Below are 19,739 nucleotides of genomic sequence, written 5' to 3'. Positions count from 1 at the left end.
TGATAAAACGATAAGGAAGGTAAAACGCTGGCGAGTTTAGCACGAGGGCTGCACGCCTAAGCTAAACTGCGCGACTAAGCCCAGGAGCCTTCTATGCAAAACCCACAGAATTTGATTTGGATCGACCTGGAAATGACCGGTCTGGACCCAGATAACGACGTCATTATCGAAATGGCCACCATCGTCACCGACAGCAACCTCAACACCCTGGCTGAAGGTCCGGTCATTGCCATCCACCACAGCGACGCCGTACTGGCGCGCATGGACGAGTGGAACACCCGCACCCACGGCGGCAGCGGCCTGACCCAGCGCGTCAAAGACAGCACCACCAGCATGGCCGAGGCCGAGGCGCAGACCCTCGCCTTTCTGGAACAATGGGTGCCAAAAGGCAAATCCCCCATCTGCGGCAACAGCATCTGCCAGGATCGTCGCTTCCTGTACACCCACATGAAAGCCCTCGAAAGCTACTTCCACTACCGCAACCTTGACGTTTCGACGCTTAAAGAACTGGTCGCCCGCTGGGCACCTGAAGTGCGCGACAGCCTGGTGAAAAAAGGCACGCACCTGGCACTGGACGACATCCGTGAGTCAATTGCCGAGTTGCAGCACTACCGCAAGCATTTCATCAAGTTTTGATGATGTCAGCGCACTGTCTTAGCCGCTGGCGAAGGCTGCGTTCGGCGACACAGTCGTCGTGAAGTCAGGCATCGGGGTGTATCAGGCGCACCCTGGACTCAGGGTTTACGATGGCTTCGCAATCGGACGTAGCCTTCGTCTACTGCTACGGGGTCGGTGCAAACCTTATTCGCCGCCCCCTTTTGGTGCTCGCGCCAACTGAGTAGACTGCGCGCCTTATTGCAAGGATCGCCGCCATGTTGCTGATGCTCTATTTAGTTGCCATTACTGCGGAAGCCATGACCGGGGCGCTGTCTGCCGGGCGTCGGGGCATGGACTGGTTTGGTGTGGTGCTGATTGCGTGCGTCACGGCGCTGGGCGGCGGTTCGGTGCGCGACATGCTGCTGGGGCATTACCCGCTGACGTGGGTCAAACACCCGGAATACCTGGTGCTCACGACATTTGCAGCATTGGTGACGATCTTTATCGCCCCCTTGATGCGCCATTTGCGCTCGCTGTTTTTGGTGCTCGATGCGCTGGGGTTGGTGGCGTTCACCCTGATTGGCTGCATGACCGCGCTGGAAATGGGCCAGGGCATGCTCGTGGCCTCGGTCAGTGGCGTGATCACCGGCGTGTTCGGCGGCATCCTGCGCGATATCTTCTGTAACGACATCCCGTTGATCTTTCGTCGTGAGCTGTACGCCAGCGTCTCGTTTGCGGCCGCGTGGTGTTTTTTGCTGTGTACCTACCTGGACATGCCCAACGATCAGGCGATTTTCGTGACGTTGTTCGGTGGCCTGCTGCTGCGCTTGCTGGCCATTCGCTTCAATTGGGAAATGCCCAAGTTTGTCTACAACGACGAGCATTAAGCACGGTTGCGCAGGCGCCGGGGTGAAACGAGGTGGTCAGGCCCGATCTGCGTGTTGTTGCAGCGCCCATTCCACATGTTCCTGCACCAGCTCTGAGGGGTACTCACGTCGTGCTTTTAGCGCTTCCAGCACCGGAATGCTCGACGGTGCATTGCCCAGGCCCACGGCCAGGTTACGTAACCAGCGCTCATAGCCCGCTCGACGCAATGGCGACCCTTCGGTACTGCTCAGGAACGTGTCTTCGTCCCACATAAACAGTTCAGCCAGCTCGGCGTTGTCCAGATTGTGCCGTGGTTTGAAGTCGCCTTCGCCCGTGGTGCGGGCAAAACGGTTCCACGGGCATACGATCTGGCAGTCATCGCAGCCAAACACCCGATTGCCGATCATTGAGCGCAGTTCCACCGGGATCGCACTTTTAAGTTCGATGGTCAGGTACGAAATACAGCGTCGCGCATCCAGCACATACGGCCCCACGAAGGCATTGGTCGGGCAAATATCCAGGCACGCGGTACAACGCCCGCAGTGCTCGGTGTCGTGGGGCGGGTCTTCGGGCAGCGGCAAGTCGACAAACAGTTCGCTCAAAAAGAAGTAACTGCCCGCTTTGCGATTGAGGACTAAGGTGTTCTTGCCGATCCAGCCTAAACCGGCCTTTTGTGCGATGGCCTTTTCCAGCACCGGAGCGCTGTCGACAAACGCCCGGAAGCCAAACGGGCCAATCTCGGCCTGAATACGGTCTGCCAGTTGCTGCACGCGTTTGCGGATCAGCTTGTGATAATCGCGACCCAGTGCATAACGCGACACGTAGGCTTTTTCGGGTTGTGCCAGGAGCTGCGCCATGTGCGTGTCGCCGGGCAGGTAGTCCATGCGCAGGGAGACCACGCGTAACGTGCCGGGTACCAGCTCTTCAGGATGCGAGCGTTTGCTGCCATGGGCGCCCATGTATTCCATTTCGCCGTGGTAGCCCGCCGCGAGCCAGCGTTCGAGATGTTGCTCGTGTTCTCCCAGGTCGAGGCCAGCAATGGCGACTTGTTGAAAGCCCAGCTCGCGGCCCCATTCCTTGATGGATTGAGCGAGAACGGGAAGGTCGACAGTATTAGCAGGCATGAGGCAAGGGAAACCGGAGCTGAGATGCGTATAATTCTGCCAGACATCGGAGCCCGACACGTATGCCGCAGACCAAACACCTGTTACCTGAACCTCATGTCCTGCGCGCAGAGACACTGGCGCGCCTGCCTGCGCGTGCGCCAGACGCTCACAAAGGCCAGTTTGGGCATGTGCTGCTGATTGGCGGCGACCGGGGGTTTGGCGGCTCGATCATGTTGAGCGCTCAAGCCGCATTACGCTGTGGCGCCGGGCTGGTGTCACTGGCCACGCGCCCAGAACACGTGCCTGGCGCCTTGACCCGCTTGCCTGAAGTGATGACGTTGGGTGTGTCGTCTGCCAATCAACTGATGGGCGTGTTGGCCCACGCGTCGGTGTTGGTGGTCGGTCCCGGTTTGGGGCAGGCTCCGTGGGGCCGCAGTTTGTTGTCTGCGGCGGCGCAGGCAAAAATCCTACAGGTTTGGGATGCTGATGCGCTGAATCTGTTGTCCAACGCTGGCCTTGAGTTGGCTCGCGGCTCGGTAATCACCCCGCACCCCGGCGAAGCCGCACGGTTGCTGGGCATCAGCACCGAGCAGGTGCAGGCCGATCGCCCTGCTGCGGCGCGGGCTCTGGTTAAAAAATACTCAGTTGTTTGCGTCCTTAAAGGGGCGGGCAGTTTGATTGCCGGGGTCGATGGCGAGTTGGCCATCTGCAACCACGGGCATCCGGCGATGGCCACCGCCGGGTTAGGTGATGTGTTGGCGGGCGTGCTTGGCGCGCTGCTGGCACAAGGCATGAGCGCGTTTGATGCGGCATGCCTGGCGGTGTGGCTACATGCCCGCGCCGGTGAGCAACAAGGCATTCTGGGCCGTGGGCTGGCGGCCAGTGATTTGATACCAGCCATTCGTCAGTTGTTGGAGGAACACGCACCGTGCACGAAATAACACTGCAACTGGCCGATGAAGAGGCAATGACCGCCTTTGGCGCACGTTTGGCCACTGTCACCCAAGGCCACGGCCTGATTTTTCTGGATGGCAACCTCGGGATGGGCAAAACCACCTTGTCGCGCGGCTTGATTCGCGGGCTTGGGCACACCGGGGCGGTAAAAAGTCCGACCTTCACGTTGGTCGAGCCGTACGAGATTGGCGATATACGCGCGTTCCATTTCGACCTGTACCGCTTGGTCGATCCCGAAGAGCTGGAGTACATGGGTATTCGTGACTACTTCGATGAAGACGCCCTGTGTCTGATCGAGTGGCCCGAAAAGGGTGCAGGCTTTTTGCCAAAGCCCGACCTGACCATTACCATTACCCCGCATAACACCGGGCGTTTGCTGAAGCTGACGCCCCAAGGTTCTCGTGGCGAGTCTTGGTGTGCCGCTTTGGCACCGGAATACAAATAATGATGGGGTTTGGTATGCGCTTTCGCGCGTTAGTCAGTGTGGTGGGTGTGTTGCTCAGTGTCATGGCCGTCAATGCCGTGGCCGCGACCCAGGTAAAAAGTGTGCGTTTGTGGCGTGCTCCGGACAACACCCGTTTGGTGTTTGACCTCGCAGGTCCCGTGCAGCACAGCGTATTCACCCTGACGTCGCCAGATCGGCTGGTGATTGATATCAACGGTGCAACCCTGGCAGGCGCGTTGAACGTGCCGATGGCCAACACGCCGATCACCAGCTTGCGTTCTGCGCAACGCACGCCCACCGATTTGCGCGTGGTCATCGACCTGAAAAAACCGGTGACCCCGAAGAGCTTTGTGCTGGCGCCGAACGCGCAGTACGGCAATCGCCTTGTGGTCGACCTGTATGACCAGGGTGTTGATCTGGCGCCAAGCCTGCCCGCGACCAACGTGGCAAAAGTCCCTGTGGTGCCGGTCACCCCGGCGCAGCCTGATGTGAAACTGCCGCCGATCCCGAGTGGCAAGCGCAGCGTGGTCGTGGTAATTGACGCTGGCCACGGTGGTGAAGACCCCGGTGCATCCGGCTCTGCGGGCCAGCGTGAAAAAGACGTGGTGCTGGCGATTGCCAAAGAGTTGCAACGCCAAATCAACGGCATGAAAGGCTTTAAAGCTGAGCTGACCCGTACAGGCGACTACTTTATTCCGTTGCGCGGTCGTACCGAAATCGCCCGTAAAAAGGGCGCCGACCTGTTTGTGTCGATCCACGCTGACGCGGCACCGTCCAAGGCCGCTTTTGGTGCCTCGGTGTTTGCGTTGTCTGAACGCGGCGCAACCTCTGAAACAGCGCGTTGGCTGGCGGACAGTGAAAACCGTTCTGACTTGATCGGCGGTGCCGGCAACGTCAGCCTCGATGACAAGGACCGCATGCTGGCGGGTGTGCTGCTCGACCTGTCGATGACCGCGTCGCTGACCTCAAGCCTGAACGTGGGCCAAAAAGTGCTGACCAACATCGGCCGCGTCACGCCGCTGCACAAGCAGCGCGTAGAGCAAGCCGGGTTTATGGTGCTGAAATCGCCGGACATCCCGTCGATTCTGGTCGAAACCGGGTTTATCTCTAACGCCAACGAAGCGTCGAAACTGGCTTCCTCCAACCACCAGCAGGCGCTGGCGCGTTCGATCAGCAGCGGCGTGCGGCAGTTCTTCCAGCAGAACCCGCCACCGGGCACTTACATCGCCTGGTTGCGCGACACCGGCAAAATTGCCCAGGGCGCGCGCGAACACCGCGTGCTACCCGGTGAAACGCTGGCCATGATTGCCGTGCGTTATCAAGTGGGCGTGGCGACGTTGCGCTCCAGCAACAGCCTGAAAAGCGATGAGTTGAAAATCGGCCAGACCCTCAACATTCCGGCCAGTGAGTTGGTGTCCAAGCAATGAGTGACGGTGAGTTGAACGCCAATACGCGCATTGAACTGCTCAGCCCGCGCCTGGCTAACCAGATTGCAGCAGGCGAAGTGGTTGAGCGTCCGGCCTCGGTGATAAAAGAGTTGCTGGAAAACAGCCTCGACTCGGGCGCCAAGCGTATTGATGTGGACGTGGAGCAGGCGGGCATCAAATTGTTGCGCGTGCGCGACGATGGTAGCGGTATCTCAAGTGACGACTTGCCGCTGGCGCTGGCGCGTCACGCCACCAGCAAGATCCGTGATCTTGAAGACCTCGAGCGGGTGATGAGCCTCGGTTTTCGCGGAGAAGCGCTGGCCTCCATCAGTTCGGTGGCACGCCTGACCTTGACCTCGCGCACCCGTGGCGCCGATCAGGCCTGGCAGGTCGAAACTGAGGGGCGCGACATGGCGCCCAGGGTTCAGCCTGCCGCACACCCGGTCGGGACCTCGGTGGAAGTGCGCGACCTGTTTTTCAACACCCCGGCGCGGCGCAAGTTTCTCAAAACCGAAAAAACCGAATTCGATCACCTGCAAGAAGTGATCAAGCGTTTGGCGTTGGCGCGTTTCGACGTGGCGTTCAACCTGCGCCACAACGGCAAAACCATCCTCAACCTGCATGAAGCACGTGACGACACCGCTCGCGCACGGCGTGTGGCGGCGGTGTGCGGCTCGGCCTTTTTGGAGCAGGCGCTGCCGATTGAGGTTGAACGCAACGGCCTGCATTTGTGGGGTTGGGTCGGCTTGCCGACGTTCTCGCGCAGCCAGGCCGACTTGCAGTACTTCTATGTGAACGGCCGTGCCGTGCGCGACAAACTGGTGGCGCATGCGGTGCGTCAGGCGTACCGCGACGTGCTGTTCAACGGTCGGCATCCGACGTTTGTGCTGTTTTTTGAAGTCGACCCTGCGGTGGTCGACGTCAACGTTCACCCGACCAAGCACGAAGTGCGTTTTCGTGACGGACGCATGGTGCATGACTTTTTGTACGGCACCTTGCACCGTGCGTTGGGTGATGTGCGCCCCGAAGACCAGTTGGCCGCCCCGGCGCCTGTGCCGGGGGGCGAGCGTGCGAGCGGTCTGGATGCGGGTGAGTTTGGCCCGCAAGGCGAAATGCGCCTGGCCGCCCATGCGCTGGAACAGCAGCAAGCCGCGCCGATGCCGCACGTTGCCGGTTCAGGTGCGGGGGCGGGTTATCAGTATCAATATCGCCCTCAGCCTTCAGCACCTGCTGTGCCCGCCGAAGAAGCCCGCAATGCCTACCGCGAATTCTTTGCACCGTTGCCTGAAGCCAATGCCGCGCCGCTACCGGACGGGCAGGGTGATATCCCGCCGTTAGGCTTTGCGTTGGCGCAGCTCAAGGGCATTTATATCCTTGCGGAAAACGCCCAAGGGCTGGTGCTGGTCGATATGCACGCCGCGCACGAGCGCATCATGTACGAGCGGCTGAAAATCGCTATGGCCAGTGAAGGGCTGAGCGGGCAGCCATTGCTGGTGCCGGAGTCGATTGCGGTCAGTCAGCGTGAAGCCGACTGTGCCGAAGAACACGCCGAGTGGTTCCAGCGCCTGGGCTTCGAGTTGCAACGCCTTGGCCCCGAAACCCTGGCCATCCGCCAAATCCCGGCGTTGCTCAAGCAGGCCGAGGCGCAGCGTCTGGTACACGACGTGCTGGCTGATCTGATGGAATACGGCACCAGTGACCGGATTCAGGCCCACCTCAACGAGCTGCTTGGGACCATGGCATGCCACGGTGCCATTCGGGCCAACCGCCGCTTGGCGATCCCTGAAATGAACGGCTTGTTGCGTGACATGGAAAACACCGAGCGCAGTGGTCAGTGCAATCATGGTCGTCCCACCTGGACCCAAATGGGCCTGGACGACTTGGACAAACTCTTTTTGCGCGGTCGCTGATGACAGGTTCCAACGCTTTACCCCCCGCCATTTTCTTGATGGGCCCCACGGCTGCCGGCAAAACCGACTTGGCCATCGAGCTGAGCAAGGTATTGCCGTGTGAGCTGATCAGCGTCGATTCGGCGCTGGTCTATCGCGGCATGGACATTGGCACCGCCAAGCCCTCGCGCGACATTTTGGCTAAACATCCGCACCAGTTGATCGACATCCTCGACCCGGCTCAAAGCTATTCGGCGGCTGACTTTCGTACCGATGCACTCAAGGCGATGGCCGAGATCACCGCGCGCGGCAATATTCCGCTGCTGGTGGGCGGCACCATGTTGTATTACAAGGCCCTGACTGACGGTCTGGCTGACATGCCCGCCGCCGATCCAGAGGTGCGGGCGCAGCTTGAAGAAGAGGCTCAGCGCCTGGGCTGGCAAGCCTTGCACGAGCAGTTGGCAGCGATTGATCCCGAGTCGGCCGCGCGCATTCACCCCAACGATCCGCAGCGTTTGACGCGGGCGCTGGAGGTTTATCGGGTCAGCGGTTTGAGCATGACAGCCCATCGCTTGAAACAATCTGAACAATCTACTAAAGCAGCGGCTTCAGGCTCCAGTCAATTGCCCTATACTGTCGCGAATCTGGCCATCGCCCCGGCGAATCGTCAGGTACTGCATGAGCGAATTGCACAAAGATTCGGGCAAATGCTGGAACAGGGGTTCATTGATGAGGTCCTAGCCCTGCGGACTAGAAGTGACCTTCATGCGGGGTTGCCGTCTATACGTGCAGTGGGCTATCGACAAGTCTGGGACTACCTTGACGGCAAGCTGTCACAGGCCGAGATGAAGGAGCGCGGCATCATTGCCACGCGCCAATTGGCCAAGCGACAGTTCACCTGGTTGCGCGGTTGGGATGACCTGCATTGGCTTGACAGCCTGGCCTGCGACAATCTGCCACGAGCCTTGAAATACCTGGGATCGGTCTCCATATTGAGCTGAGTCTCCAGAAATGCCGTCTATCCTATGGGTGTGGCGTCATCGACCCTCTACATTTTGTTTCTATTTTTTATCCTTACAGGAGTGCGGCATATGTCAAAAGGGCATTCGCTACAAGACCCTTACTTGAATACTTTGCGTAAAGAGAAGGTTGGCGTTTCCATCTACCTGGTCAACGGGATCAAGCTGCAGGGGACTATCGAGTCTTTCGACCAGTTCGTGATTCTGCTGAAAAACACCGTCAGCCAAATGGTTTACAAACACGCTATCTCGACAGTCGTTCCTGTACGTCCAATTCGTCTGCCAAGCGCAGCAGAATCGGAACAGGCAGACGCTGAACCAGGTAACGCTTGATAGGAGTCTGCTTTGTTCTTTGAGCGCCACGGTGGTGGTGAGCGAGCGATCCTCGTTCACTTGGAAGGTCAGGACCCTGAGGCGCGCGAAGATCCGCAGGAGTTCCAGGAGTTAGCTGTATCGGCCGGCGCCGAGACCGTCGCGTTTTTTAACGTGCCGCGTCATCGGCCATCGGCCAAGTACTTGATTGGCACTGGCAAGGTCGAAGAGTTACGCGACCTGGTCAAGGCCGAGAAGGTCGACATCGTGATTTTCAATCACGTCCTCACGCCCAGTCAGGAGCGAAACCTCGAACGTGTTTTCGAGTGTCGCGTGCTTGACCGTACCGGGCTGATTCTCGACATCTTTGCTCAACGCGCCCGTACCCATGAAGGCAAGCTCCAGGTTGAACTGGCCCAGCTTGACCACATGAGCACGCGTCTTGTGCGCGGCTGGACCCACCTTGAGCGTCAAGGCGGTGGCATTGGTAGCCGTGGGCCGGGTGAAACCCAGCTCGAAACCGACCGTCGCCTGCTGCGTGTGCGCATGAGCCAGATCAAGGCCCGTCTGAAAAAAGTCCGCAGTCAACGCGAGCAGTCACGTAGAGGGCGCCAACGCGCCGACATTCCTACGGTGTCGCTGGTGGGCTATACCAACGCCGGGAAATCCACGCTGTTCAATGCGGTCACCGGCTCTGAAGTGTTCGCCGCTGACCAATTGTTCGCCACGCTTGACCCCACCTTGCGCCGTCTTGATCTGGCCGACCTGGGGCCCATCGTACTGGCCGACACCGTGGGCTTTATTCGTCACTTGCCGCACAAGCTAGTTGAGGCTTTCCGGTCTACGCTCGAAGAGTCGAGCAATTCGGACTTGTTGCTGCATGTTATTGATGCACACGAACCGGAGCGCATGGCGCAGATCGAGCAGGTGATGGTGGTTTTGGGCGAGATTGGCGCTCAGGACTTGCCGATCCTTGAGGTCTACAACAAAATCGATTTGCTTGAAGCGGTTGAGCCGCAGATCCAGCGTGATGCCGATGGCAAACCGCAGCGGGTCTGGTTGTCGGCCCGTGACGGTGCAGGGCTGGAGCTGCTGGAACAGGCCATCGCCGAGTTGTTGGGCAACGATTTGTTCGTCGCCACCTTGCGCTTGCCGCAGCGATTTGCTCGACTGCGTGCGCAATTCTTCGAATTGGGTGCAGTGCAAAAAGAAGCACATGACGATGAAGGGGTCTGCCTGCTGGACGTTCGCCTGCCGCGAGCCGAGCTTAATCGCCTGGTCAGCCGCGAAGGGTTGGAGCCAGCAGCGTTCATCGAAGAACACACTTTGCAATAAAAGCCTCGCAAAGCGGTCGTGCCGCTGTGATAGGCATTCTGTAGCATTGGTCGGCGCGCCGTGGGCGCGTCTTTGCTTTATCAGATGGAGAGCGCTATGGCTTGGAATGAGCCGGGTGGCAACTCGAATAATCAAGATCCTTGGGGTGGCAAACGCCCTAAAAATGGCGACCGCAAGGGACCACCAGATCTCGACGAGGCCTTCCGAAAGCTGCAGGAAAGCCTGAATGGGTTGTTCGGTGGTGGGAAAAAACGTACAGGCGGTAGCGATGGCGGCTCAAGCGGCGGCAAAAGCGCCGGCTTTGGCGTGCTGGGCATCGTACTGGTCGTCATGGCAGCCGTCTGGCTGTACAGCGCGGTTTATGTAGTCGACGAGCAGGAGCAAGCTGTTGTGCTGCGCCTGGGCAAGTACTACGACACCGTTGGGCCGGGCCTGAACATTTATTTCCCGCCGTTCGACAAAAAGTACATGGAGAACGTGACGCGTGAGCGTGCGTACACCAAGCAGGGCCAGATGCTGACTGAAGACGAAAACATCGTCGAAGTGCCGCTGACCGTGCAGTACAAGATCAGCAACCTGCGCGACTTCGTGCTCAACGTTGATCAACCGGAAATCAGTCTGCAACAGGCTACAGACAGCGCCTTGCGTCACGTCGTGGGTTCGACCTCGATGGACAAAGTGCTGACCGAAGGCCGTGAGCAGATGGCTGTAGAAATCAAGGAGCGTCTGCAACGCTTCCTCGATACCTACAAGACCGGTATCACCGTAACGCAGGTCAACGTACAGAACGCAGCTGCACCGCGTGAAGTGCAGGAAGCCTTTGACGACGTGATTCGCGCCCGTGAAGACGAGCAACGTGCCCGCAACCAGGCAGAAAGCTACGCCAATGGCGTGGTGCCGGAAGCGCGCGGTCAGGCTCAGCGCATCATCGAAGATGCCAACGGCTACCGTGATGAAGTGGTTTCGCGTGCCAAGGGTGAGGCTGACCGCTTTACCAAACTGGTTGCCGAGTACCGCAAAGCACCCGAAGTTACGCGTGATCGTCTGTACCTGGACACCATGCAAGATGTCTTCAGCAATACCAGCAAGGTACTCGTGACCGGTAACAAAAACGGCCAGAGCAACCTGCTTTATCTGCCGTTGGACAAAATGATTGAAGGCCGTAATGGCAGCACCCCGGCAACGGGTTCGGCCGCCGCAGCGAGCACCAACAACGATGCTGCTTCGCATGTCAGCACCGATCAGGCGCAACAGCCGCGTACCAGGGAGAGCCGCTGATGAGCAATAAATCGCTGATCGCCCTTATTGTCGGCGTTGTCGTGGCAGTGGTTGCCTGGAACAGCTTCTACATCGTTTCGCAAACCGAACGCGCAGTCATGTTGCGTTTCGGCCGTGTGGTTCAGGCGGATGTCCAGCCGGGCCTGCACGTGAAAATTCCTTACGTTAACCAGGTGCGCAAGTTTGACGCCCGCCTGATGACGCTGGATGCGCCGACGCAGCGTTTTCTGACGCTGGAAAAGAAAGCTGTGATGGTTGATGCCTTCGCCAAGTGGCGCGTGAAAGATGCCGAGCGCTTCTACACCGCCACCTCGGGTATGAAGCAGATTGCTGACGAGCGTTTGTCGCGTCGTCTGGAATCCGGCCTGCGCGACCAGTTCGGTAAGCGCACCCTGCACGAAGTGGTGTCGGGTGAGCGTGATGCGTTGATGGCTGACATCACCGCGTCGCTGAACAAAATGGCTGAAAAAGAGCTGGGCATCGAAGTGGTCGACGTTCGCGTCAAGGCCATCGACTTGCCAAAAGAAGTAAACCGCAGCGTTTTCGAACGCATGAGCACCGAGCGTGAGCGTGAAGCACGCGAGCACCGGGCCAAAGGTAACGAGCTGGCAGAAGGCATTCGTGCTGACGCCGACCGTCAACGTCGTGTTCTGCTGGCTGAGGCGTATCGTCAGTCTGAAGAAGCACGCGGTGATGGTGACGCTCAAGCTGCCGCGATTTACTCCAAGGCTTATGGCCAGGACCAGGAGTTCTACAAGTTCTATCGCAGCCTGCGTGCTTACCGCGAAAGCTTTGCGAACAAGAGCGATGTACTGGTGCTGGACCCAAGCAGTGACTTCTTCCGTTACCTGGAAAAGTCCAAGCCGCAATAACCCTGTAGGTGCGAGCTAGCTCGCTCCCACAGTGCGTATCAAATGCATGTATTCACTCCGCCGGGCGGGCAAATGGCCTGGCGGGGTGATCCTTTTAGAAAACGTGTGTATGATGCGGCAGCCGGGAAATTCCCGGCTTTTTTGCGTCTGCATGTTTGATTGCCCGATCGGCTGGTACAGCGTCGGCAGATTTTTCGAGGAATGTGCTGTGTGAGCCTTTCGTTTAGGGCTTTTTTGCTGTGCGCGTTCAAGACGCAGCCACGTTCTGCTTTACTCAAGGCTCGCCTGCTGGCTGGCCGCCCGGATCATAGGGGAATGGCGTAATGGCAACGGTAGACCGCTGGCTCTTGCCAGATGGCATCGAAGAAGTACTTCCACCTGAAGCCGCTCGCATCGAAGTGGCGCGCCGTCAGGTGTTGGATCTGTTCCAGAGCTGGGGCTATGAGTTCGTCGTCACCCCGCATATCGAATACCTGGAATCCCTGTTGACCGGGGCTGGCCAGGATCTCGATCTGCGGACCTTCAAGGTGATTGACCCGCAAACGGGTCGCCAGATGGGTTTTCGTGCAGACATCACGCCGCAAGTGGCGCGCATCGATGCGCATACCTTGCGACGCGCCGGCCCAAGCCGCTTGTGCTATGCCGGTAGCGTGCTGCATGCACAGCCTCGCGGTTTGTCTTCCTCGCGCAGCCCGATCCAGTTGGGCGCCGAGTTGTATGGCGATGCGAGCCCGAGCAGCGATGTTGAAGTCATCAGCCTGATGCTGGCCATGCTGCAACTGGCTGACGTCCCGGATGTCCACATGGACCTGGGGCATGTCGGTATTTATCGTGGGTTGGCCCGTGCGGCCAACCTGTCGGTTGAAGTAGAACAACAATTGTTCGACGCTCTGCAACGCAAAGCGATCGACGAAGTAACGGCCTTGACCCAAGGCTTGCCGGCTGATTTGGCTGGCATGCTGCAGGCACTGGTTGATTTGTGTGGCGGCCACGACGTTCTGGTTGCTGCGCGTGAGCGTCTGGCCAAGGCTCCGGCCCCTGTGTTGGCCGCTCTGGACGACTTGTTGGCAATTGCCGAGCGGTTGTCTGTGCGTTTCCCGCAGTTGCCGCTGTACTTTGACCTGGGTGAGTTGCGTGGGTATCACTACCACACAGGTGTGGTGTTTGCGGTTTTTGTACCGGGCGTTGGGGATTCCATCGCTCAGGGCGGTCGTTATGACGACATTGGTGCTGTGTTCGGGCGTGCCCGGCCGGCAACCGGCTTTTCGACCGATTTGAAAACCCTGGTGACCCTGGGGCGGGCGCAGGTCGAGTTGCCGTCTGGCGGTATCTGGATGCCTGACAGCACGGATGCGGCACTCTGGCAGCAGGTTTGCCAGCTTCGCAGTGAAGGTCAGCGTGTGGTTCAGGCGTTGCCTGGGCAACAGCAGGCTGGCGCCCATGAGGCAGACTGCGACCGCCAATTGATTCAGCAGAACGGCTTGTGGCAAGTAGTGCCGCTGGCTTCTTGAGTTTTCCTGCCGGCGACAGCCGGCACCAAGTTTGCGCGAATGAGGACAAGTGTTATGGGTAAGAATGTCGTAGTCCTGGGCACCCAATGGGGTGATGAGGGCAAAGGCAAGATCGTTGATCTGCTGACCGAACATGCTGCCGCTGTAGTGCGTTACCAAGGTGGCCACAATGCTGGCCACACATTGGTGATCGACGGCGAAAAAACCGTATTGCACCTGATTCCGTCGGGCGTGTTGCGCGAAGGCGTGCAATGCCTGATCGGCAACGGCGTCGTGGTTGCACCCGATGCCCTGCTGCGTGAAATCATCAAGCTGGAAGAGAAAGGCGTACCGGTGCGTGAGCGCCTGCGTATCAGCCCGTCTTGCCCGCTGATTCTGTCGTTCCACGTGGCGCTGGACCAGGCCCGTGAAAAAGCCCGTGGCGAGCTGAAGATCGGTACGACCGGTCGCGGCATCGGCCCGGCTTACGAAGACAAGGTTGCACGTCGTGGCCTGCGTGTTGGCGACCTGCTGAACATGCCGCGCTTTGAAGCCAAACTGCGTGAATTGGTGGACTACCACAACTTCATGCTGGTCGGTTACTACAAAGAGCCTGCCATCGACTTCGACAAGACCCTGGCCGAGTGCAAAGAGTACGCCGAGCTGCTCAAGCCGCTGATGCTGGACGTGACCGCTGAGCTGCACGACCTGCGTCGCGCTGGCAAAGACATCATGTTCGAAGGCGCTCAAGGCTCGTTGCTCGACATCGACCACGGCACCTACCCGTACGTGACCAGCTCCAACACCACCGCGGGTGGCGTTGCGACCGGTTCAGGTGTTGGCCCGATGTTCCTGGACTACATCCTGGGCATCACCAAGGCTTACACCACGCGTGTAGGTTCGGGTCCGTTCCCGACTGAGCTGTTCGACGACGTCGGCGCTCACCTGGCCAAGCAAGGCCACGAGTTCGGCGCCACTACTGGCCGCGCACGTCGTTGCGGCTGGTTCGATGCCGTTATCCTGCGTCGCGCTATCGATGTGAACAGCATCTCGGGCATCTGCCTGACCAAGCTGGACGTACTCGACGGTCTGGACACCATCAACATCTGCGTTGGCTACAAAGATGCAGAAGGTAACGAGATCGCACCGACCGACGCTGACAGCTACGTGGGCCTACAGCCTGTGTATGAAGAAGTGCCGGGCTGGACTGAATCGACCGTGGGCGCCAAAACCCTGGAAGAGCTGCCAGAAAACGCGCGTGCTTACATCAAGCGCGTAGAAGCACTGATCGGCGCGCCGATCGACATCATTTCGACAGGTCCGGACCGCAACGAAACCATCGTTCTGCGTCACCCGTTCGCTTAAGTCGTCGTGCTGTAAAACAAAGGGCCCTTCGGGGCCCTTTGTTGTTTTTGCCCCGCCCCGGTGTGCGGCACGACCCTTGCTGTAGAGAACCCATCAAGGGTGCCATCAATGTAATGGCACCGCCGTAGAGGGGTTCTTCATGTCAGCCATTCTTTCACTGTTACAAAGCCGTCTGTTGCGACCCGTGTTCGTTACCCTCGGTATCGCTCTTTTGGTGCAGGTACTGGTCGCTGTTGCACTGACTCGGAGCACAGTCACCGCGTTAGAAGCAGATTTGGACGCGCGCCTGGGCACCGACAGCCAGAAACTCTCCGCCGAACTTGAACAGGCCGCACGCGAGGTGAAAGGCAGTCTGGAGGGACTTTCTGCCAGTACCCGACAACGGTTGACGGCGGGTTTGTCCCCGCGCTTGAAAGATGAGCAAGCGCAGGTTCGGGCGACGCTGGAAAAGAGCCTGATGGACTCGGCCAACGATATGGCGCAACTGCTGGCGGCAGTGGCGCCTCGGGCTATGTGGGACAGCGATGTGCCGACGCTGTCCGAATTCGCACGTCGTGCTCAGCGCAATCCCAATGTGCTGTTTGTGGTGTACGACGACGCCACGGGTCAGCATCTGACGCGCTACCTGAACCGCGAAAATCCCATCAACAAAGCACTGCTGGAAAAAGGCAAAGGCGACCGCGCGCTGGACAAAGTGCTGGATGCCGCGCGGCATGACCCCGCCGTCTACTACCTCGAAGCCCCTATCAGCCCCAATGGCGTGGAGATTGGCAAGGTGCTGATGGGCGTCTCCACTGCCTCGATTGAGCAAGACCTGGTAGCGCTTGATCATCGTTTTTCGCAGCTGATTGTCAGCAGTGAGCAATTGGTCGATGAAAGCCTGCAAGGCGCGGCCAGTGACAGCGCGGGCGCGTTACGTACCCGCTTGGCCTCGGCGCAAACCGCGGCAGCGCAGATGCAGGCCAATACCGCTGCCACCGTGCGCGACGCCGCGGACACGTTGCGCTGGCGTATGGGGCTGGGGTTGGCGATTGTGGGGTTGGGTGTGTTGCTGTTGGTGGCCGTCGTGCTGGGGCGGCGTGTGGTCAACAAATTGCTGCTGTTGATCGCGGCGCTGAACGATCTGGCGGCCGGTGAGGGCGATTTGACCAAGCGTGTGGGCCTCAACAGCAAGGATGAGATTGGCGACATGGCGGCAGCGGTCAATCGTTTCGTCGACAAGTTGCAGCCCATCGTGCGTGAGGCGGGCGATGTGGCGCAGCGTACCGGCGTCGAGATTGGTGCCATGACCCTGCGCAATGCCGGGGCCGATGCCGCTGCACAATTGCAGCGTGATGAAGTGGCGCAAAGCCTTGAGGCGTTATCAACGATGGCTGATGCGGCGCAGTCTGAGAGTCAGGCGATGCAGGCAGCGCTTAAACAAGTGTTGGATATTCGTCAGGCCACGGATGAAAACACACGCACCTCCGCGCAAGTGGGCGGGCTGATTGAGGCGCTGGCGGGGCAGGTGGGGGCGGGCGCCAAAGTGATTGAGCGCCTGGCCCAGCAAAGTGAGCAGATCGAGGTGGTGTTGACCGTGATTCACGGCATTGCCGAGCAAACCAACCTGCTGGCGCTGAACGCGGCGATTGAAGCGGCGCGAGCGGGGGAAACCGGGCGTGGTTTTGCGGTGGTCGCTGATGAAGTGCGGGCGTTGGCGAGTAAGACCCAAAGCTCAACTGGAGATATTCAGGCGCACATTGTGGCGTTGCAGCAAGGTGCGAAAGAGGCCGTGACGGCTATCGGCCTGGCGGGGCGTCAAGCTACGGAGGGGCTGGACGTGTTGCGTGGCAGCGTGAAGCTGCAGAAAAGCGTGCAGTCGTCCGTGGAAAAAGTACACGCGGCCATTGGTGATGCGACCCGTGCCGCAGCGCATCAAGCGCAAGGTGCGCAGGCGGTGCGCGGGCGTGTAGAAATAATTCATGCACAGGCTGAGCGTGCTGCGCAGGCGGTGAATGAAACCACGGCCAGTGGCAAAGTGCTGGACGGATTGGCTGCGCAACTTAAAGCGAGCCTGGGGCAATTCAGGGCCTGAAACCAAAAGCCTTCACTCCACCCCTTTCCTGCGCGGGAGAGGGGCGGGGTGAAGGGCGTTTTATCGACTCAAATACATCCGCGTAGTCAGCAAATACACCGGCAACCCCGACACTAGAATCAACAGCGCCGCATACGGCGCCGCCGCTGCAAACTCGATGTTCGAGGTGTGCGACCACACTTGTGTCGCCAGCGTATTAAGCCCGGTCGGGCTGAGCAGCAGGGTCGCGGTCAGCTCCTTCATCGCATCAAGGAACACCAGTGCAAACGCCGCACCCAACGCCGGAAAGATGATGGGCAACGTCACCCGGCAAAACGCCGAGAACGAAGAAGCGCCCAGCGTACGCGCAGCTTCTTCAAGCTGTGGCGCGGCCTTGTTCAGTGCGGTACGGATCGGTGCCTGCGCCAGCGGCAGAAATAGCAAGGCGTAAGCGATCAGCAACAGCGCCGAGGTCTGATACAGCGCAGGCACCCAGTGCAGCGCGAAATACACCAGTGCAAGGGCAATCACCAGTCCCGGCAGAGCGTGCAGCAGATACGGCAAGCGTTCGGCCCAGATCGCCAATTGGCCTTTGTAACGCACCACCAGCAACCCGACCGGCACCGCCAGCACCAGGCACAACGCAGCACCCCCCAGCGCCAGCGACACCGAGGAGAGCAATGCTTCACCGATTTGTGCAACGGGGAACGCCGCAGAGCTGCCTTTGATCAGCCAGTACACCAGCATCCCCAGCGGGATGCCGCTGCCCACAATCGCCAGCGCCAGGCAATACAACTGGCCGAGCAGTGCCAATGTGCCCAGGTTAACCTGCCCGGCATGCCGCGCCGCACCCTGGCCAATCCGCACATGGCGGCCCTTGCCGCGCACTTTGAGTTCCAGCCACAACAGCGTCAAACACATCACCAGCAAAACGGCGGACAGCATGGCCGCATTGGCGTTGCTGAACTCCAGCTCAAACTGTTGATAAATAGCCGTGGTGAAGGTTTGCAGGCCGATGATCGACAGCGCGCCGAACTCGACCAGCATGTGCAGGGCAATCAGCAGCGAACCTGCCAGCAGCGACGGCCAGAGCAGCGGTAAGGTGATTCTGAAAAACACCCCCCAGCGGTTCTGGCCCAGGGTGCGGGCCGACTCTTCAAGCGCCGGGTCGAGGTTGCGCAAGGTTGCCGCCACCGGCAGGAAAATCAGCGGGTACTTGGACAGGCTCATCACCAGAATCGCGCCGCCCAGACCTTCAAAACTTGAACTGAGCGACACCCAGGTGAAGCTGCTGACGAATGCCGGAACTGCAAAAGGCAGGCACAAAATCACCCCCCACAAGCGTCGTCCCGCCAGGTTGCTGCGTTCCAGCAACCAGGCCAGCGAAAGGCCGACCACTGCGCACACCACGGTCACACCGACCATCAGTAGCAAGGTGTTGCGCATCAGGTCGAACACATAAGGGCGCCACAACATGTGCACCGCTTGCGCCCACCCGGCCTGCCACGCTTTGGTGCCGACATACAGCAACGGCAACAGGCTTAAACCCACCAGCAACAGGACGGGCAGCAGCAGCCAGATCGAAGGCCGTTTGCGTTTGAGGGTGAAGCGGGCAGGTTGGGCGACCGACAGCATCAGAGCAGGCCAACGTCGCGTTCGAGGTCCAGCGCTTCTTCGGCATTGCCCAAGTCAGCCGGTGTCACTTTCGGTGGTTGCAGCTCCTCGAACGGCTTGAGGCCGCGCTCCGAGACCATGCCTTTGCGCATCGGGTATTCAGCCGTGGTGTTGGTGATCACGCGCTGACCTTCTTCGCTGGCCATGTACGCCAGCAGCTGCTGGGCTTCTTTAGGGTGTTTGCTGGCCTTGAGCACGCCGGCGCTGGACACGGTGATCAAGCCGCCCGCATCGCCATCGGTGAAGTAATGCAGCTTGGAATCCAGTTGGCCTTTCTCGCGCTGCAAAGCGAACCAGTAGTAGTTGTTGACCAGTACCGCCGCTACTTCGCCGTTTTCCACGGCTTTGAGCGCAACCATGTTGTTGGTGTAGGTTTTGCCGAATGCCCGCAGGCCAGTCAGCCATTCTTCAGCGGCTTCACGGCCGTGCAGTTTGATGATGGCCACGGCTTGTTCCTGGAACGCGCCGCTGGTGGGCACGAAGCCGATTTTGCCTTGCCATTCAGGATCAGCGAAATCCATCACCGATTTGGGCAGGTCTTTTTCATCAATCTTTTTCGGGTTGAAGGCCACGACGCGGGTGCGCGCAGTGACGCCAATCCACGTGCCATTGGTCGCTACGTACTCTTTGGGCAGGGCTTGTAGCGTGGCGTCATCGGCCTTGGCCAGAAAACCCTGTTCACCCAGGTTGTTCAATGGCGGGGATTCTTCGGCGTAGAACACGTCGGCGGGCGAGCGATCACCTTCTTCCATGATCTGGCTGGCCAATTGGTTGCTGCTGCCTTTGCGCACATTGACGTGAATGCCGGTCTTGGCTTCGAAGGCTGCGGCGAGGTTGTCGCCGACTTCCTTGTGCTGGCCGTTGTACAGCGTCAGGGAAACTTTATCTGCGGCGTAGGCGGTAGGTGCGGTCAGTGTCAGACCAAGAGCGGCGATGGACAGGCCGCGCAGTAGGAATGTCGCAAGCTGGGTATTTCGGAGCATCATTCGCTGGGTTCCTCGCTTGGGTACTACAAAACTTGTAACAATAATAAACGATATCGTTTCTCAAGTGCGC

General features: G+C 59.4%; 16 protein-coding genes and 2 pseudogenes. 15 read left to right on the top strand and 3 right to left on the bottom strand.

Annotation, left to right across the window (positions count from 1 at the left end):
- Nucleotides 1-93 precede the first annotated feature (93 nt).
- Together orn and ACP7A4_RS16540 are read left to right on the top strand one after the other, a co-directional pair.
- Nucleotides 94-636 (top strand): oligoribonuclease, encoded by a 543-nt coding sequence (gene orn, locus ACP7A4_RS16545; protein WP_048400508.1) that lies wholly within the window; start codon nt 94-96, stop codon nt 634-636.
- A 236-nt stretch (nt 637-872) separates the two neighbouring features.
- Nucleotides 873-1,484, top strand: a complete 612-nt coding sequence (locus ACP7A4_RS16540; RefSeq protein WP_059763512.1) for a trimeric intracellular cation channel family protein — start codon at nt 873-875, stop codon at nt 1,482-1,484.
- Nucleotides 1,485-1,520: 36 nt separating this feature from the next.
- Here ACP7A4_RS16540 and queG read toward each other — a convergent pair whose 3' ends face one another.
- Nucleotides 1,521-2,588 carry a tRNA epoxyqueuosine(34) reductase QueG gene (gene queG / locus ACP7A4_RS16535; RefSeq protein ID WP_059763510.1) on the bottom strand — a complete coding sequence of 356 codons (1,068 nt, stop codon included), beginning with the start codon at nt 2,586-2,588 and terminating at the stop codon, nt 1,521-1,523.
- Between the two features lie 62 nt (nt 2,589-2,650).
- Here queG and ACP7A4_RS16530 point away from each other — a divergent pair, with 62 nt between their 5' ends.
- The 13 genes and pseudogenes from ACP7A4_RS16530 to ACP7A4_RS16470 all read left to right on the top strand — a co-directional run.
- Nucleotides 2,651-3,511: an NAD(P)H-hydrate dehydratase gene (locus tag ACP7A4_RS16530; RefSeq protein ID WP_203303047.1), complete on the top strand. Its 861-nt coding sequence runs from the start codon at nt 2,651-2,653 to the stop codon at nt 3,509-3,511.
- Entirely contained in the window at nt 3,499-3,969 is a 471-nt protein-coding gene (gene tsaE / locus ACP7A4_RS16525; protein ID WP_203303046.1) for a tRNA (adenosine(37)-N6)-threonylcarbamoyltransferase complex ATPase subunit type 1 TsaE, read from the top strand. Before ACP7A4_RS16530 ends, tsaE begins: the two co-directional genes overlap by 13 nt.
- Nucleotides 3,970-3,971: 2 nt before the next feature.
- Nucleotides 3,972-5,396, top strand: coding sequence for an N-acetylmuramoyl-L-alanine amidase (locus ACP7A4_RS16520; protein WP_426247829.1), 1,425 nt, complete (start codon nt 3,972-3,974; stop codon nt 5,394-5,396).
- Complete coding sequence (gene mutL / locus ACP7A4_RS16515; RefSeq protein ID WP_426247796.1) at nt 5,393-7,306, top strand: DNA mismatch repair endonuclease MutL; 1,914 nt, start codon at nt 5,393-5,395, stop codon at nt 7,304-7,306. The genes ACP7A4_RS16520 and mutL overlap by 4 nt, the downstream gene beginning before the upstream one ends.
- On the top strand, nt 7,306-8,286 hold the full coding sequence (miaA, locus tag ACP7A4_RS16510) for a tRNA (adenosine(37)-N6)-dimethylallyltransferase MiaA (RefSeq protein WP_048364444.1): 981 nt from the start codon (nt 7,306-7,308) through the stop codon (nt 8,284-8,286). The genes mutL and miaA overlap by 1 nt, the downstream gene beginning before the upstream one ends.
- A 90-nt stretch (nt 8,287-8,376) precedes the next feature.
- A complete protein-coding gene (gene hfq / locus ACP7A4_RS16505; RefSeq protein ID WP_047273123.1) occupies nt 8,377-8,637 on the top strand; it encodes an RNA chaperone Hfq in 261 nt (86 codons plus the stop codon).
- Nucleotides 8,638-8,649: 12 nt separating this feature from the next.
- Nucleotides 8,650-9,951 carry a ribosome rescue GTPase HflX gene (hflX, locus tag ACP7A4_RS16500; protein ID WP_048400500.1) on the top strand — a complete coding sequence of 434 codons (1,302 nt, stop codon included), beginning with the start codon at nt 8,650-8,652 and terminating at the stop codon, nt 9,949-9,951.
- 96 nt (nt 9,952-10,047) lie between these two features.
- Nucleotides 10,048-11,229, top strand: coding sequence for an FtsH protease activity modulator HflK (gene hflK / locus ACP7A4_RS16495; protein WP_059763500.1), 1,182 nt, complete (start codon nt 10,048-10,050; stop codon nt 11,227-11,229).
- A complete protein-coding gene (gene hflC, locus ACP7A4_RS16490) occupies nt 11,229-12,101 on the top strand; it encodes a protease modulator HflC (protein ID WP_048364441.1) in 873 nt (290 codons plus the stop codon). The genes hflK and hflC overlap by 1 nt, the downstream gene beginning before the upstream one ends.
- Before the next feature lie 323 nt (nt 12,102-12,424).
- Nucleotides 12,425-13,612, top strand: coding sequence for an ATP phosphoribosyltransferase regulatory subunit (locus ACP7A4_RS16485; RefSeq protein ID WP_059763494.1), 1,188 nt, complete (start codon nt 12,425-12,427; stop codon nt 13,610-13,612).
- A 54-nt stretch (nt 13,613-13,666) separates the two neighbouring features.
- Complete coding sequence (locus ACP7A4_RS16480; RefSeq protein ID WP_048364439.1) at nt 13,667-14,956, top strand: adenylosuccinate synthase; 1,290 nt, start codon at nt 13,667-13,669, stop codon at nt 14,954-14,956.
- A 139-nt stretch (nt 14,957-15,095) separates the two neighbouring features.
- Nucleotides 15,096-16,124, top strand: a pseudogene (locus ACP7A4_RS16475) (methyl-accepting chemotaxis protein); the annotation flags it as partial.
- A 411-nt stretch (nt 16,125-16,535) separates the two neighbouring features.
- Nucleotides 16,536-17,030: pseudogene (locus ACP7A4_RS16470) on the top strand (methyl-accepting chemotaxis protein); the annotation flags it as partial.
- Between the two features lie 60 nt (nt 17,031-17,090).
- Here ACP7A4_RS16470 and ACP7A4_RS16465 read toward each other — a convergent pair.
- Nucleotides 17,091-18,644, bottom strand: a complete 1,554-nt coding sequence (locus ACP7A4_RS16465) for an ABC transporter permease (RefSeq protein WP_048364437.1) — start codon at nt 18,642-18,644, stop codon at nt 17,091-17,093.
- The gene (locus ACP7A4_RS16460) at nt 18,644-19,669 is read right to left on the bottom strand and encodes an iron ABC transporter substrate-binding protein (protein ID WP_203303045.1); all 1,026 of its coding nucleotides are present in this window, start codon (nt 19,667-19,669) and stop codon (nt 18,644-18,646) included. The genes ACP7A4_RS16465 and ACP7A4_RS16460 overlap by 1 nt, the downstream gene beginning before the upstream one ends.
- Between the last annotated feature and the right edge of the window lie 70 nt (nt 19,670-19,739).

This window comes from Pseudomonas sp. TWR3-1-1 (assembly GCF_049896545.1).
Classification (GTDB): domain Bacteria; phylum Pseudomonadota; class Gammaproteobacteria; order Pseudomonadales; family Pseudomonadaceae; genus Aquipseudomonas; species Aquipseudomonas weihenstephanensis.
Note: the sequence above shows the minus strand (reverse complement) of the source record. Positions and strands in the feature narration are given on the sequence as shown.

Bases quoted from the DNA above. Each gene is read 5' to 3' on its own strand.
- orn (WP_048400508.1), top strand. From the start codon at position 94: ATGCAAAACCCACAGAATTTGATTTGGATCGACCTGGAAATGACCGGT.
- ACP7A4_RS16540 (WP_059763512.1), top strand. From the start codon at position 873: ATGTTGCTGATGCTCTATTTAGTTGCCATTACTGCGGAAGCCATGACC.
- queG (WP_059763510.1), bottom strand. From the start codon at position 2,588: ATGCCTGCTAATACTGTCGACCTTCCCGTTCTCGCTCAATCCATCAAG.
- ACP7A4_RS16530 (WP_203303047.1), top strand. From the start codon at position 2,651: ATGCCGCAGACCAAACACCTGTTACCTGAACCTCATGTCCTGCGCGCA.
- ACP7A4_RS16520 (WP_426247829.1), top strand. From the start codon at position 3,972: ATGGGGTTTGGTATGCGCTTTCGCGCGTTAGTCAGTGTGGTGGGTGTG.
- mutL (WP_426247796.1), top strand. From the start codon at position 5,393: ATGAGTGACGGTGAGTTGAACGCCAATACGCGCATTGAACTGCTCAGC.
- miaA (WP_048364444.1), top strand. From the start codon at position 7,306: ATGACAGGTTCCAACGCTTTACCCCCCGCCATTTTCTTGATGGGCCCC.
- hfq (WP_047273123.1), top strand. From the start codon at position 8,377: ATGTCAAAAGGGCATTCGCTACAAGACCCTTACTTGAATACTTTGCGT.
- hflK (WP_059763500.1), top strand. From the start codon at position 10,048: ATGGCTTGGAATGAGCCGGGTGGCAACTCGAATAATCAAGATCCTTGG.
- hflC (WP_048364441.1), top strand. From the start codon at position 11,229: ATGAGCAATAAATCGCTGATCGCCCTTATTGTCGGCGTTGTCGTGGCA.
- ACP7A4_RS16485 (WP_059763494.1), top strand. From the start codon at position 12,425: ATGGCAACGGTAGACCGCTGGCTCTTGCCAGATGGCATCGAAGAAGTA.
- ACP7A4_RS16480 (WP_048364439.1), top strand. From the start codon at position 13,667: ATGGGTAAGAATGTCGTAGTCCTGGGCACCCAATGGGGTGATGAGGGC.
- ACP7A4_RS16465 (WP_048364437.1), bottom strand. From the start codon at position 18,644: ATGCTGTCGGTCGCCCAACCTGCCCGCTTCACCCTCAAACGCAAACGG.
- ACP7A4_RS16460 (WP_203303045.1), bottom strand. From the start codon at position 19,669: ATGATGCTCCGAAATACCCAGCTTGCGACATTCCTACTGCGCGGCCTG.